Origin of the sequence: Clostridium kluyveri, assembly GCF_001902295.1 — a bacterium.
GTDB classification, from domain to species: domain Bacteria; phylum Bacillota; class Clostridia; order Clostridiales; family Clostridiaceae; genus Clostridium_B; species Clostridium_B kluyveri_B.
The window spans coordinates 3,897,638-3,911,086 of sequence record NZ_CP018335.1 but is presented as its reverse complement, the minus strand read 5'-3'; the positions used below and the strand labels follow the sequence as shown (position 1 = coordinate 3,911,086).

At 31.3% G+C, this 13,449-nt stretch carries 15 protein-coding genes and 1 pseudogene; 8 read left to right on the top strand and 8 right to left on the bottom strand.

Going from position 1 to position 13,449, the window contains the following annotated elements:
- Positions 1 to 203: 203 nt before the first annotated feature.
- Entirely contained in the window at positions 204 to 1,568 is a 1,365-nt protein-coding gene (locus BS101_RS19085; RefSeq protein ID WP_073540249.1) for an APC family permease, read from the top strand.
- 89 nt (positions 1,569 to 1,657) lie between these two features.
- Here BS101_RS19085 and BS101_RS19080 read toward each other — a convergent pair whose 3' ends face one another.
- Positions 1,658 to 2,233 (bottom strand): phosphatase PAP2 family protein, encoded by a 576-nt coding sequence (locus BS101_RS19080; protein WP_073540248.1) that lies wholly within the window; start codon positions 2,231 to 2,233, stop codon positions 1,658 to 1,660.
- 164 nt (positions 2,234 to 2,397) lie between these two features.
- Positions 2,398 to 3,666: a multidrug effflux MFS transporter gene (locus tag BS101_RS19075; RefSeq protein ID WP_073540247.1), complete on the bottom strand. Its 1,269-nt coding sequence runs from the start codon at positions 3,664 to 3,666 to the stop codon at positions 2,398 to 2,400.
- Positions 3,667 to 3,891: 225 nt separating this feature from the next.
- On the opposite strand from BS101_RS19075, the gene BS101_RS19070 reads away from it, so the two are divergent.
- On the top strand, positions 3,892 to 4,335 hold the full coding sequence (locus tag BS101_RS19070) for a MarR family winged helix-turn-helix transcriptional regulator (protein ID WP_073540246.1): 444 nt from the start codon (positions 3,892 to 3,894) through the stop codon (positions 4,333 to 4,335).
- A gap of 7 nt (positions 4,336 to 4,342) precedes the next feature.
- Here the strand turns inward: BS101_RS19070 and BS101_RS19065 are convergent, their stop codons facing one another.
- Together BS101_RS19065 and BS101_RS19060 are read right to left on the bottom strand one after the other, a co-directional pair.
- Positions 4,343 to 4,615 (bottom strand): DUF1294 domain-containing protein, encoded by a 273-nt coding sequence (locus tag BS101_RS19065; RefSeq protein WP_073540245.1) that lies wholly within the window; start codon positions 4,613 to 4,615, stop codon positions 4,343 to 4,345.
- An 89-nt stretch (positions 4,616 to 4,704) separates the two neighbouring features.
- A complete protein-coding gene (locus BS101_RS19060; RefSeq protein ID WP_073540244.1) occupies positions 4,705 to 5,013 on the bottom strand; it encodes a PadR family transcriptional regulator in 309 nt (102 codons plus the stop codon).
- A 212-nt stretch (positions 5,014 to 5,225) separates the two neighbouring features.
- On the opposite strand from BS101_RS19060, the gene BS101_RS19055 reads away from it, so the two are divergent.
- The 5 genes from BS101_RS19055 to BS101_RS23505 all read left to right on the top strand — a co-directional run bounded on the left by BS101_RS19055 (position 5,226) and on the right by BS101_RS23505 (position 8,671).
- Positions 5,226 to 5,870 carry an ABC transporter ATP-binding protein gene (locus BS101_RS19055; RefSeq protein WP_073540243.1) on the top strand — a complete coding sequence of 215 codons (645 nt, stop codon included), beginning with the start codon at positions 5,226 to 5,228 and terminating at the stop codon, positions 5,868 to 5,870.
- Entirely contained in the window at positions 5,858 to 6,628 is a 771-nt protein-coding gene (locus tag BS101_RS19050) for an ABC transporter permease (protein ID WP_073540242.1), read from the top strand. The genes BS101_RS19055 and BS101_RS19050 overlap by 13 nt, the downstream gene beginning before the upstream one ends.
- Before the next feature lie 93 nt (positions 6,629 to 6,721).
- Positions 6,722 to 7,282 (top strand): hypothetical protein, encoded by a 561-nt coding sequence (locus tag BS101_RS19045; RefSeq protein WP_073540241.1) that lies wholly within the window; start codon positions 6,722 to 6,724, stop codon positions 7,280 to 7,282.
- A gap of 14 nt (positions 7,283 to 7,296) precedes the next feature.
- Positions 7,297 to 7,575 carry a hypothetical protein gene (locus tag BS101_RS19040; RefSeq protein WP_073540240.1) on the top strand — a complete coding sequence of 93 codons (279 nt, stop codon included), beginning with the start codon at positions 7,297 to 7,299 and terminating at the stop codon, positions 7,573 to 7,575.
- Positions 7,576 to 8,350: 775 nt separating this feature from the next.
- Positions 8,351 to 8,671, top strand: a complete 321-nt coding sequence (locus BS101_RS23505; RefSeq protein WP_198039516.1) for a hypothetical protein — start codon at positions 8,351 to 8,353, stop codon at positions 8,669 to 8,671.
- A 200-nt stretch (positions 8,672 to 8,871) separates the two neighbouring features.
- On the opposite strand, the gene BS101_RS19030 is transcribed toward BS101_RS23505, so the two are convergent.
- From BS101_RS19030 to BS101_RS19015, 4 genes and pseudogenes are all read right to left on the bottom strand, one after another.
- Positions 8,872 to 10,353, bottom strand: a complete 1,482-nt coding sequence (locus BS101_RS19030) for a DUF4153 domain-containing protein (protein WP_073540238.1) — start codon at positions 10,351 to 10,353, stop codon at positions 8,872 to 8,874.
- 14 nt (positions 10,354 to 10,367) lie between these two features.
- Entirely contained in the window at positions 10,368 to 10,574 is a 207-nt protein-coding gene (locus BS101_RS19025) for a helix-turn-helix domain-containing protein (RefSeq protein ID WP_012103730.1), read from the bottom strand.
- Positions 10,575 to 10,593: 19 nt separating this feature from the next.
- Entirely contained in the window at positions 10,594 to 11,088 is a 495-nt protein-coding gene (locus tag BS101_RS19020; RefSeq protein ID WP_073540237.1) for a DUF2975 domain-containing protein, read from the bottom strand.
- Between the two features lie 432 nt (positions 11,089 to 11,520).
- Positions 11,521 to 12,815 (bottom strand): annotated as a pseudogene (locus BS101_RS19015) (IS30 family transposase).
- Between the two features lie 402 nt (positions 12,816 to 13,217).
- Here BS101_RS19015 and BS101_RS23020 point away from each other — a divergent pair.
- Positions 13,218 to 13,358 (top strand): hypothetical protein, encoded by a 141-nt coding sequence (locus tag BS101_RS23020; RefSeq protein WP_156876095.1) that lies wholly within the window; start codon positions 13,218 to 13,220, stop codon positions 13,356 to 13,358.
- The last annotated feature ends 91 nt before the right edge of the window (positions 13,359 to 13,449 follow it).

Sequence of the window (13,449 nt, the reverse complement as noted above, 5' to 3'; positions counted from 1 at the left end):
AATGTAAAGGTATTCTATTTTTTGTCTGAAATGCTCATTCAATTAAGGATATTTTGGGGACAAGTATAACAAAGCTAAACTTGAGCTTCAATTTCAATGGATATTATCACTTCTAAGGTAGAAGTAGAATCATAAATTCTCCCTTTATAGGTGGTGAATTATTGACAACAATCAAAAGAAAGTTATAAAGGAGATTGAAAAAAATGGAAATTGGATTGAAAAAGAAATATGGGTTATTTACAGCGGTCGCCATGGTAGTAGGTATCGTTATAGGAAGTGGAGTTTTTTTTAAGGCAGAGGCTGTACTTAAAGCTACCGGAGGAAATATGCCTCTTGGAATTGCTGCATGGGGTATTGTAGGTCTAATTATGATTATATGTTCTTATTCTTTTGCTACAATGGCTACAAAGTATGAAAAGGTTAACGGTGTAGTGGATTATGCTGAAGTGTCCGTAGGTAAAAAATATGGATATTATGTAGGATGGTTTATGGCAGTTATTTATCAACCCACTATTACGTCTGTATTGGCCTGGGTATCTGCACGATATACCTGTGTGCTTATTGGATGGGATATCACGGGAGGAGCCTGCATGACTATTGCATGTTTTTATCTTGTTGCCAGTTTTGCAATAAATTCGCTTTCGCCTGTTATTGCGGGAAAATTTCAGGTAGCTACTACGGTTATTAAACTTGTACCTCTTCTGCTTATGGCGGTTATAGGTACTATAATTGGATTATCAAATGGCATGACCATAAATAATTTTTCTCATGCGGTGGATTCCAGTGTAAGTGTAGGAGGAGGTTTATTTGCTTCTGTGGTGGCAGTTGCTTTTGCCTACGAAGGATGGATTATTGCCACTTCAATAAACTCGGAGATTAGAGATTCTAAAAAAAATTTGCCAAAGGCACTTATGATAGGAGCCTTTATAGTGGTGGCGGTGTATATTTTCTATTATATAGGACTTGCGGGTGTGGTTACTACAGAAACACTGATGAAAAGTGGTGAAGCAGGTGCAAAACTAGCTTTTCAGAATATTTTTGGTTCAGCAGGGGGAGCTTCGGTTTTTGTATTTGTTATTATATCCTGTCTTGGCACGTTAAATGGGCTTATGCTGGGATGCAGCAGGGGATTGTATTCACTGGCTATCAGAAACGCAGGGCCAAGGCCTGACATTTTTAAACAGGTAGATTCAATTACTGATATGCCAACTAACTCCTCTGTTTTTGGATTACTCCTCTGTGGGTTTTGGCTGCTTTACTTTTATGGAGCAAATCTTACTTCACCCTGGTTTGGAGTATTTTGTTTTGATACATCGGAGCTTCCTATAATAACTCTTTATGCGGCATATATACCAATATTTCTCATGTTAATGAAGAAAGAGAAAGATCTAGGTACATTTAAGCGGTTTATAATGCCTACACTTTCTATTATAGGTTGTGTATTTATGGTTGCTGCAGCTTATCTGGCCCATGGCATGTCTGTGGTTTATTATCTTATTGTTTTTGCAGTTATAATGATTATAGGAAGTGTTTTTTTAGAAAAAAGTTCTAAGGATGAATTGGCATAGCAGGATTTAAATTTGGTAGATCAATATATATGGATTTTAAAATAGCAGGGAGTAAAAATTTGATTTTCAATATTTACTCTCTGCTGTTTTTAAAATATGTTCTGGCAGATACTTATAATGTCTGCAATGTATTCTTTTTTAAAAACAATAAGTACTAATTTAGAGCATAGTATACCAAGTATGGTTCCTGATATAATGTCTGTAGGATAATGAACATATAGATATACTCTTGACAAGGCTATCAAAAGTGCTATTGCAATAAATATAAATTTATACTGCAGAAAATATACAGACAGGGTATGTGCTGCAGCAAAAGATGATAAAGTGTGTCCTGAAGGAAAAGAATAGGACTTAGGTTTTGTTATGAGCAAGTTTAAATTAGGTCTCCTGTAAAAAGGTCTGTTTCGTTTTACTATATTTTTTATAATCCCTTCTCCTAAAATGGTACTTGCAATTAGAGTTAATAGTACTAAAATACCAATTTCCCTGTAAGGTCTATTTATTATTAATAAAAGGGCCATTATTATCCAAATTGTACCTAAATTGCCTGCAGTAGTTATCACACGCATTACAGCACCCAAATATTTATTCTGTGTATATTTTTTTATAAGAAATAAAATATAATTATCAAATACATATATTGCTTTTAATATGTTGAAACCCATAGAAAGATACCCCTTTGTAAAAGTTAATTAGATTCTCATTATTATCCTATCATATATTAGAGATTTAAACATTAGAATTGGATTAAGAAGCTTTTATAATTATGTAAAAAATGAAACTGGGAATAGAATTTAATCTAATTCCCAGTTTTTCATAGTACAAAAATTTAATTCACAGCATCTTTATTTAATTTATAATTTGACTGTTTTACCCCTATACAAGGAACGTTTGATTTTATAAATCCATACCAGCCTATGAGCGCTGTGGCCGAAAATAATGTAACCAAACCTCCTAATCCCACAACTATATTTTTATAAGGAATAGAAGCTAATAACATTCCTACGCTGCCAAATACAGTAAATAAGGTATTGATTAGTGAAGAGGCAGATCCTGTATCTCCATTCTGCTGTTCCAATAAAATGTTGGTACTGAAGGGACGAATAGCAGTACCTATTAAAGATATAATCATAAAAGATAAAAGGAAAAATACAGGGGAAAGTTTTCCTACAGTTATTATTAAAATACCGCTTAGAACACTTAATCCAAAACATCCTGAAGCAAAAATTTTTTTATCAATAGTACTTAAATATTTTACATATATAATTGGACCTACAATAGATATCAATGCGTTAGCTGCAAAAAAATAGCTGTAAACTTGTTCGCTGAGACCAAAATAATCAACATAAATATAAGAGGAAATAGCTATATACCCCATAAATGGCAGTGCGCTTAGTGAAAATATAATGGCCGGGATTAAAAACCCTTTATTTTTTCCTACTACTAATAAACGCTTCATGGATTTTGCCAATGTTCCTCGATATCTTTCATTGTCTTTCAGAGTTTCTTCATATAAAAAAGTCAGTAATAAATTTAAAATACTAATTATAGTTAGAATCCAGAAGGAACCCCTCCAGGTAGAAATTTTTAAAATCCAGGCGCCTATAATTGGTGCCACCATAGGTGCTATACCTGATAGTGATTGTACTATTGCCAGAATGGATTCTCGTTCCTTTCCTGAAAAATAGTCTTTAATTATAGCAATAGAAACTGAAGTAATGCCCCCAGCTCCTATGCCTTGTGCAATTCTCGAAAAAATAAGAAAATAAACATTTGAAGATAGGGCACAAAAACTGCTGCTTATAATGTATATGATACTTCCCACTATAAGAACGGGCTTGCGACCATACTTATCACTTATAGGGCCCCAGATTAAAATGCCCAGTGCATAAAAGAAGAAAAAAGCAGTTAGTGTCAAATTAGTTACTGAAATACTGCTTCCAAAATATGAACTCATTTTGGGTAAAGCAGGCAGATATAAATCCGTAGAGAGAGGAATAAACATATTCATTAATGCTATAAAGGCAATAAGACCTTTTTTCCCTAAATACTTTTGATTATTTGTCTGGTTTGTATTTTCATACCCTCTTTCACTCATTTTTTACCTCCTGATAATATTTTAAATAGCATTTAAATGTGTATAAATACACTTCAGACCCTTTATAGATATTGAAAAGGGTCTGTGATATACTAGTTGGTGTATTAATTATTTATAGTTTATAAATTATTAACCTATATATATATTTAATAAATATTAACTATTTTATTATACTGACTTATATAGGAATTGTCAATGATTATAGATATTTAGGAGGTTACTCACATGAAAGAAGTTGATATAAATCAGGTGGCAAAAAATTTATCTACTTTATTGCCTACCCTTGACAGAAAACTTATAAGACCCTTTGAACAGCAAGCACGACATTTAGTAAGTCCTCTAGCAATTCATGTCATGTCTATTTTATCTGAAAAACATTCATTTACAATGACAGAACTTGCAGAGGAAATTAAAATTGCAAAACCCCAGTTAACACCTATTATTGATAAGCTTATTGCCAGTAACTGGGTCTGTAGGGAACAGGATTGTAAAGACAGAAGGATAGTAAAGATAAAAATCACTTCCTCTGGTAGTGAGCTTCTTGATAATCTGCAAAAAGATATAATCAGCAGCATTAAAACAAAAATAGAAGGCCTTGATAAAGAAGATCTGTTTCTCCTAGATAAGGCTCTAAATCAGCTTTATACAGTAATAAATAAGATTTTCTAGTAATTATTTATGGCAGCAGATTATTTAGATATTTAAAGTATAGAAATAACTGTAATATGATAATAATAGGAATGCCTATGACAAATTTTGGATGCTTGGTCTTATGTCTGAAAGCATACATACCTAAAAATATACCCAAGCTTCCAAATAAAATAGCTGTAATAAAAAGTTTGTTTTCAGATATTCTCCACTTTCCTTTTTTAGATTTGTTTTTATCCAAATACATTAATATAAAGCCATATATATTTACAAGTAAAATATAATATAAAAATATTTTCATAATTTAAAGCCCTCTTGTCCTTTCTTAAGTGGTAAATATATTATATGAGTAAATAATGGGAGTACAATTTTTGTAAAAATAAAATAGGTTTAATCTTTTATTTCTTTAAATAATTCGTATGCCTTTGCTTTGGCTTCTTTAAGAACCTCTTCTCCAAACTCAGTAATTGAATAATATTTTCTTATCTTTCCCTCAACATTCTTATCTTCAACTTTCAAAACACCATTTTTCTCCAGTGTGTGAAGTATGGGATATAGTGTCCCGGCGCTGATTTCATATCCGTGTTCCTTGAGTTCTTCTATCATCCACGCCCCATAAAAAGGTTCCTCCTTGGCATGATGTAATATATGAACATGAATAAATCCCAAAAATAATTTTCTCATAATTTGATCTTGCATTTAAATTCCTCCTGTGATATCCTTAATTTATAATTTAGATATCGTAGTTCGATATCTAATGTAGATATCTGATTCAGATATTAATTTTCGTTATCTATGATATTATTTTATCAATTGGATATACTGCAGTCAAGGATGGGACTTAGCTTGAAAGAGATATAAGCATTCCTGGCATCCGTGACTTGTATATGTAAATAAAGGAAGGAAATATAATGAATAAACCATTATTTCAAGCCAGTAACCTTATTTATAAAGCTAACTTGACTTATGATAGTGTTAAAATTGAAAAGAATAAAATTAATTTTATTGTTGGGGAGAGCGGAAGCGGTAAAAGTACTTTTTTAAAGCTGCTGAATCATTCCATAAGTCCGGTATCTGGAGAATTATTGTATAACAATAAGGCAATAGAAGAATATGACCCCATTGCTTTAAGACGTGAGGTAAGTTTAGTTTCTCAAGAACCTTTTCTCTTTGATGAGAGTATTTTAGATAATTTTAAAATCTTTTACTCCATGAGGCAATTACCTGTGCCTGAGAAAGATTATGTCAGTTATATTACCAGACTTTGCTCTGTAAATATTCCCTTAGATCAAAATGCATCTAGCCTTTCTGGTGGAGAACGTCAAAGAATCTATATATCCATTTTTTTATCTTTATGTCCAAAGGTTATATTGTTGGACGAGCCAACTTCAGCATTAGATGAAAAAAACAGCTATAAAATAATGAAAAATGTAATAAATTTTTGTAAGGGAAAAAATATTGATATTGTAATTGTAAGTCATGATAAAAATATTGTTGGGGAGTTTTGTGAAAATAAAATTGAAATAGTTAAGGAGGACAAAATTTGCAAGGAGTAGTTTCATTGGGTATTTTTCAGTTTTTGCTTATTTATTTACTGCTAATTATAGTGCTATTAATAATGAAAAAATCAAAAGTCAATCAAACAAAACTTCTCTTAGCTGCAAGTTTAAGAATGTCAGTTCAACTGGTAATTGTAGGGTATATACTTCAATATATATTTAGTAATCCAAAGCCTTTGTTTACTGTTGTTTTTCTTATACTTATGATAGCATTTGCCGTTAATAGAGTAATTAAAAGCAGAAAGGATTTAAATTATGATTTTAAGATTGCAATAGGAGCTTCCTTAACATTTTCAGGGATTTTTATTTTATTTTTCTTTATGACTGTAGTGGTTAACAAATCTATATTTAATCCTCAATACAGCATACCTTTAGCCGGTATGATAATCGGGAATGCCATGACTGGAATAAATATTGGAATAAAAACCTTTATGGATTCTGTAAATAAAGAAAAAAATAGAATTAATACTTTACTTAATTTGGGAGTAGAACCTAAAGATATTTTGAAGCCTTTTGCTAATAATGCTTTAGAAACTGCATTAATTCCCACACTGAATTCCATGGTAGGAATGGGAATAGTATTTTTGCCTGGAATGATGACAGGACAGATATTATCTGGTACGTTACCTACCACAGCAATTATGTACCAAATAGCTATTATGATTGCAATCTGTACTTCTGTTTGCATAACAGTGTTTTTATCATTAAATTTAGGCTATAAATCTTTATATAATAATAGAAAACAATTGTTATAGATGTAGTAAAAATAGCATTTTACATGAATTAGGTAACAGCTTCTATTAATTAACAATATGCTGATATAGTAGAAATTTAATGGAAGTGATTTTGTGAAAAAACATAAAAAGGCTGTTTCAGCCAGACAGGTGGCACCCAGTCCTCCAGAACAAAGGGATACTTCAGGCATACATACAACAAATAAAAAGAAGAAATCAAGAATAATAGGGGAAATTAAAGAAAAAAGAGAAAGAAATATTAAACACTTTTTAACAGAAGATTTAACCTTTGAAGCAGCAATATACAATGAGGCTGTCCATTATTACAGCGGAGGACAGTGGAAGGATATTGATAACTCCATAGTAGAGGGCAAGGACGATGGAAATAATGACGTGTTAGAAAATAAAGATAGCGATGTCAAGGTTAAAGTAGCTAAGAAGGTTAAAAGTAGAAAACTTATTATAATAAAAAAAGATAAATATGAAATATCCTGGGGAATAGACAAAGCTGCGGATAAAGCTGCTAAAGTTAAGGATAAGCCTGAACTGATATATAGAAGTGGTAGTAGTATGTATAATCTGGAAGTATTATATCATGAACAGACTAATACTATATATCATTTTGAATATGCGAGAAAGGCTATGGGACCATTAATTGAAATATTAAAAAAATAGAGAGGAAGGAGAAAATGAATCCTAGAGAAAAACTTTATTACCTAGTTGAAAAATTTATAAAAGAAGAGTACCATATAGATTTATTTTGTGATGAATTTACAGTAGTTTATAATACCGAAGTAGATTATAATGTATTAAATAATATAGAAAAGACTTGTTTTGCAGAGCTTTGTGAGTTTACTGCCAGATATTCTCCAGTTGAGGAGGATTTAGCAATACCCAATGTCTATTTTAATGCTGAACAAGTAAAAGATAAGGCGAATTATGTGTACAATAAACTTATGTCAAAGTAGTAATCTTTAGATGATAAAGATAAATAAAATATTTATTATAAATTTTAAAGAAGTTAGGTAAAATTATGACTAATATCAATTGTTAGTAAGGTATAAATCAGGTTTGTTGAGGGAGCCTAGGGATTATTAACAAACTGTTACAATTTGATTTGACACTTTAGGGAAGAAAAATCCGTAAGAACGTGAAAATTGGCATTTAGTTATAAAAGAAAAATAAAATCGATTGGTAAATATAAGGATGGAAACTATAGAAATTTATAGATACAAATTTCTGTAGTTTCTAGTTTAGACATATATATTATTAAGAAATGGCCAGGGAGACATTATTTGACTTATTGATAATACCGGAACTGAAGTAGTAAGTTATGTGTATGACAGATGGGGAAAACTGCTGGTTGTTTTTTCTGCATTTAATAATTGGGATAAATTAGTCTTTGAAAATAGTGGTGTTGGTAATATATACTTATAATAGTTATATTACATCTGATATATGTTCTTTATTTGAACTCTGCTCTTTGATGATCTTCTAGTAAGTTAATATTTGAATAAATAGTTAATAATAATGAGATATATCGAAAGGATGTGCGGTATGTATAAAAATAAAAACAATATATATCATATACCCATAAAATTTAATCCCAAATATCAACTAATCCTTATTATTACCACTATATATTTAAATATATTTGTTATTTTCAGTTATAGTATCTTATTCCAAAAAGATATCCTTTTAGTGCTAGTAATGCCTATAATACTTTTACCCCTTTTTTTTACCTTGTATTTAGATTTAGATCTAATATCTTCAATTATTCTAAATAAGCAATATGTTGAAATTAATTATGATGGTATTATAATAAAAAAGTTATTCAAAGAAATAAAGTTGAAATGGGATGAAATATATATTGCTGAAATGTATTCACTTAGAATGGCTAATACCATAAGGATTACAAGAGAAAAGGATTTAAGGGTAAATAAATATTTAAGGATTTTCGGCACATGGTTTGGCTTGTTCTATATATATATTAATCATAACAAGTATAAAAATATAGATATTAGAAAATTTATAAATACAATAGCAGTGCATATAAGATTATGATCAATAATATGGATAAGAGAAGTTAAGAGTACCTGAATCTTAGAAGAACTTATCCAGGCGTATGGCAGTGATTATTCACCACTTTCAAAAAGTCTATAAATTGCACATATCATTGGTAGGAAAAAGATACAAAGTTTGGAAGTTATATTATTGATGGACATCATCACCTATTTTCTTGAATATGTGAAAAATCCAGGGTTTTAGATCCCCTGGTTTAATAATTTTCTAGTTTTGTTTTTACTAAAATTAAATTCAGTCCATGAATTTTGCTTATCAAGCACTTCTTTTCTATATTTCAAGTTTTTATCAATAACTATTTTTATATGGCTGTCCCCCTTATCCCTCAGTTCAATCAAGTAAGGAACGGCTTCAAAAGACAATGAAGTCAAATAATAAGCATCCAGCTTGCCAGTTTCATTATAGCGTTCTATATTTTTTCTGGCTATAAGACCATCTATATTAAGATAGTTTATTATTGTATACATAATTATTGTTATCACAATTATGCTTTTTACTATAGGAATTTTTCTGTACCAAATACCAGCAGCCACAACCAGGCACAGTATGAAAAGCAGCAGCATAAATAAATGCACCGATACCCTTAAAAAAGTATACCCAAAGGCTGCCTCATACAAAGTAAGCTTAAAATTAGCAGAAAAAAGCATATTTAAGGTAAATGCTACAAGCACAGTTAAAAGAAGATTTGCTGTCTTTAAAAGCCTTTTATTATCTTTTTTTATATATTTCAGGCAGATTAGCACTATTATAAAGTTGATAAAGGTAACTGCGGCTAGCTCAAAGAAGCCTTTTCTAGCATATTCTGCATAGGTGAAATCAGCTGGCAGTGCTATATTATTTCCACCATAAAGATAAGAAAATTGAATTATTGTGAAAATCAGATACAATATATTTAAAGCAGCCAATACAGTTATTATTGTAACGGCCTCCCAGTTCGCAGCAGGGGCATCCAAGCCCTTTTGAATTGCTTTTTCCTCACTTTTAAAGCCCCAAACATAACCAAATAAATAGAAAGCTATAACTAAAATGATTATGGCATGTGGTACAAACTCTTCTATATTTATATTATTAAAAATCCTTGTCAGGTTAGCAAAGTAGTAGCCAAAAACCATATCTGCAGAACTTAAAAGTATTATTAAAATCACAAGCAAAGGCAAGGAAACAAGTATGCCAATTAATATTTGCTTTTTTCCTTCCTTCATTTCAAAAGTTTTTTCTATTTTTACTGAAGCCTTTAAAATTGTAAAGGACTTGGTGATATTATTAAACACATTTGCTATTCCTTTTCTTAACATCTCAGCTATAAAACTGGATTTATCCCATTTAAGCCTTGGATTCACGATTAAAATAGAACTTGCAATCATAAGAATTGGAACCGCTAAAAAATTTAATAAATAAAATATGTTCTCTGTATGAACTGCAAAGCTGAGGGACAGTAGGGCTATTGGTATAAGTAAAAACCAGCCAAAGCTTTTTCTCATTCTTAGCCTATCTCTCATGGACCATAGGAAAAATCCAATGCACAGCCCTATAAATATGGGGTAGGATATGCCAGGGGCCTTGTCAAAAAATAATCTGTCAAATATAATTCCAAGCAGCAGTGAAAATAGCACACAGTATAGCCCATACTTAGTTTTAGTTTGTAAAGTTTTATTAACTTCCATTTTGCCTCCTCCTTTTATTCCTCTCTAAACTCTAAAATATCTCCCGGCTGACATTTAAGTTCCCTGCATATAGCCTCTAGTGTGGAAAACCTTACAGCCTTGGCCTTTCCGGTTTTTAATATTGATAAATTGGCATTGGTTATTCCAACCTTCTCGGCCAGTTCATTAAGAGAGATTTTGCGTTTTGCCATCATTACATCAAGGTTTACAATTATAGCCATAATACGCCTCCTTTAGTGTCTAAACCGTGAAATCATTTTCTTCTTTTACTTCCACGGCCTGCTTGTATATTTGAGCCAGTATCAAAACAAAGCACCCTGCAAAGAAGAATATCAGGAATTCCGTATCTGTGTGTATGCCCCTTGGATCTATCTCTATTAACTTGAAGCTTTTAAACTGATTATTATAAAAGAAATTTATTAAATAGCATATAGTTATAATAAAGCAGCTTAAAGCTATATCCTTTAGATTTTTCACAATACTCATATTAAAGGGTCCTGCATTTATAACAGACTTTAAAATCTTTCTAAGACAGTAAAGAATAAATACCAAGGAAGAAGTTCCAATAAAAAACAATATACAGTTTACAATATATTTTCTATTTGCTGCCCCAATATCCCCTAAAGTTAATGTACTTATAATTAAACTTATAAAGGTTAATACCCCAAAGGCAATAAGCACATTTAATACAATTATTAAAAATTTAGCCATAGAATTATATTTGTTCTCTTTCATAAATCACTGCCTCCATTTACAATTTTGTAATTTCATCATACTACATCCTCTTAATAATTTCAATAATTATTTATTGTTTTTCAATAAATAATTATTGAGATTTATAAAGGAAACCTTATTGACTTTTTTAGAAAACTTACTTGTAACTTACTTGTAAGGTGAGAAGCCACTTTGTAAAGTGAGAAGCCATATATGTAAACGACAACTGAATATTTGTAAACGAAATGCCACTTTTGTACTCGAATTGCAGTTTTTGTAAACGAGAAGCCACTTTTGTAAACCAAATGCAGTTTGATCTTCAACTTTTATTGGAGTATTATAATAATCACAGGCATGCCAAAGAGGAGTCAACTCCCTCTCGATTTTTTTGTAATCGGAGAATCCACCCCTTTATTCCTTAGACAAATAGATGGTTGGCGGCACGCAAATTTATTATTTTTTGAGAAGAGCAGGTTTTAACATGATATCACTGGGGGCAACTGGTGCACATCCAAGCTTATGTAAAACTTCTTCTCCATGATAAAAGCTGAATGTTTCGTAGGGACTACGATTATTTAGCTTTTTTCTTTTGTAGGAATTGATATGATTCATCATTAAATTAATATCATCCTGTGTAAGCTGATTAAAACTCGTTCCTTTTAGAAGTACACGACGTATAAGTTCATGATTTACTTCAATAGCTCCTTTTTGATAGGGACTTCCCGCATCACAGTAAAATACATGCGTACGCAGCAAAGGAAATGTTCCTATATTCAATCGATTTGGGATTAGAAAATTCACTTCCGTTATCAGTAAGAATAACTGGAAATAGTTTGCTAAACAAGTCTTTCCCAAGGGTACTATCAAGTTGATTGAATACATCAATCACAGATTTTGATGTGTTTGCTTCTCTTAAAAAAGCAAGCATAAGACTGCATTCTACAAAATGAATAGTTAAAAGACATTTACCTCCTTTACTACCAATGACAGAATCCATTTGTACTACTGCTATGTCAGGATTCTTATCCATAAAAGTTCCAAATGCTTCATAATTGCGACCAATGCGGCAGCCTTTATCTACTTTAAATTCAGGCTTTTTGTATCGCTCACGAAACTTAACTTTTCTGGGAAGATCAATGTTCCTGACATCAAACAGGCATGCATCAATATAATTGTAAATGGTCTTTTCGCTGCACATCAGTTCATCCTTATGATTGATATAGATCTGATTCACAGACTGACCATTTTGAACCAGAGGTGAAATAATCTTATTAAGTCTGCTGATTTCATCTTCAGATATACATAAGCCACTTCGTGACTTTGAAATAGCTTCATAAGCTTTAATATGGGCATGCTCCGCATCGTAAATATTCTTCAAAAGTGTACATTTACCAATCGTTTCACATCCGTTACAAAACGTAGGGAACTCTGAATCTGGCGGTACAGATCTCTTCTACAAATTGAGAACAGTTGTCATTGCACGAAGTGCAAAGTTTACAATAGATATCTGATTTTCTGGAGCATTCCTTGCCACAGACTTTTTTTATTCGACAGTTAAAACGGTTCTTACAGGAATTAAAAGGGAAACCAGGATAACCGGTGGCAACTTCAGAACAGTATTTACGTACTTCTCTTGATATCGTAGTTGGATTTTTATCCAATTTGCAGCTGATTTCTTTAAAGGAAAGACTTTTTTTCAGATATTTCTGCAACTCAAGTCTTTCTTCATAGGTAAAAAAATTAGACATATATCCTCCATTCTGCCGCCAACGTTTTAAGGATAAATGTCTGATAAAAACAACGCAACAAAAAGACTGGCTCCTCACCAATCTTTTTGTAAGCCAGGATGCAGCCTCCTGGACATATATATTTAACTTAAAATTTTATGACTCAAATAAAGTTAATGGGCTGCAATTCATTTTACAATTCAGGAAAACCTGCGTTAGATTTGGGGTTTAAAAAAGCTTTTAGCTTTGAATCATGATATAAAAACTTCTTTTAATGTAGAATATATTTGCGGTCTGACAACTGCAATAGAAACATCAAAAAGAGGACATTCAATGTATGGGTATACCTCTTATCAGTAGAGAAAAGGCAACTAAAGGAGTATAAAACAATAAGTTAGTATACATACTAATTCAGAGGTGATAATGATGGTTAATAAGCGTAAAGTAAAAAATAAACAATATGAAAAGTTAGGCATAAAGAAGAACTCAAATGGAGATTTTCAGTATATAGATCTAGAAGATAGAGATAAATCAAAATATAAATCAGTAAGAAAAGAGCCTTAATGTAATATGAGGCTCTTTCTTTATTTACAGAGTAAATTTATTAATAATTTATCTGTATTCTGCACATATGTTTTTTATCGTTTGACAGTAA

Coding starts and splice junctions, on each gene's coding strand:
- BS101_RS19085 (WP_073540249.1), top strand. CDS start 204: ATGGAAATTGGATTGAAAAAGAAATATGGGTTATTTACAGCGGTCGCC.
- BS101_RS19080 (WP_073540248.1), bottom strand. CDS start 2,233: ATGGGTTTCAACATATTAAAAGCAATATATGTATTTGATAATTATATT.
- BS101_RS19075 (WP_073540247.1), bottom strand. CDS start 3,666: ATGAGTGAAAGAGGGTATGAAAATACAAACCAGACAAATAATCAAAAG.
- BS101_RS19070 (WP_073540246.1), top strand. CDS start 3,892: ATGAAAGAAGTTGATATAAATCAGGTGGCAAAAAATTTATCTACTTTA.
- BS101_RS19065 (WP_073540245.1), bottom strand. CDS start 4,615: ATGAAAATATTTTTATATTATATTTTACTTGTAAATATATATGGCTTT.
- BS101_RS19060 (WP_073540244.1), bottom strand. CDS start 5,013: ATGCAAGATCAAATTATGAGAAAATTATTTTTGGGATTTATTCATGTT.
- BS101_RS19055 (WP_073540243.1), top strand. CDS start 5,226: ATGAATAAACCATTATTTCAAGCCAGTAACCTTATTTATAAAGCTAAC.
- BS101_RS19040 (WP_073540240.1), top strand. CDS start 7,297: ATGAATCCTAGAGAAAAACTTTATTACCTAGTTGAAAAATTTATAAAA.
- BS101_RS19030 (WP_073540238.1), bottom strand. CDS start 10,353: ATGGAAGTTAATAAAACTTTACAAACTAAAACTAAGTATGGGCTATAC.
- BS101_RS19025 (WP_012103730.1), bottom strand. CDS start 10,574: ATGGCTATAATTGTAAACCTTGATGTAATGATGGCAAAACGCAAAATC.
- BS101_RS19020 (WP_073540237.1), bottom strand. CDS start 11,088: ATGAAAGAGAACAAATATAATTCTATGGCTAAATTTTTAATAATTGTA.
- BS101_RS23020 (WP_156876095.1), top strand. CDS start 13,218: ATGATGGTTAATAAGCGTAAAGTAAAAAATAAACAATATGAAAAGTTA.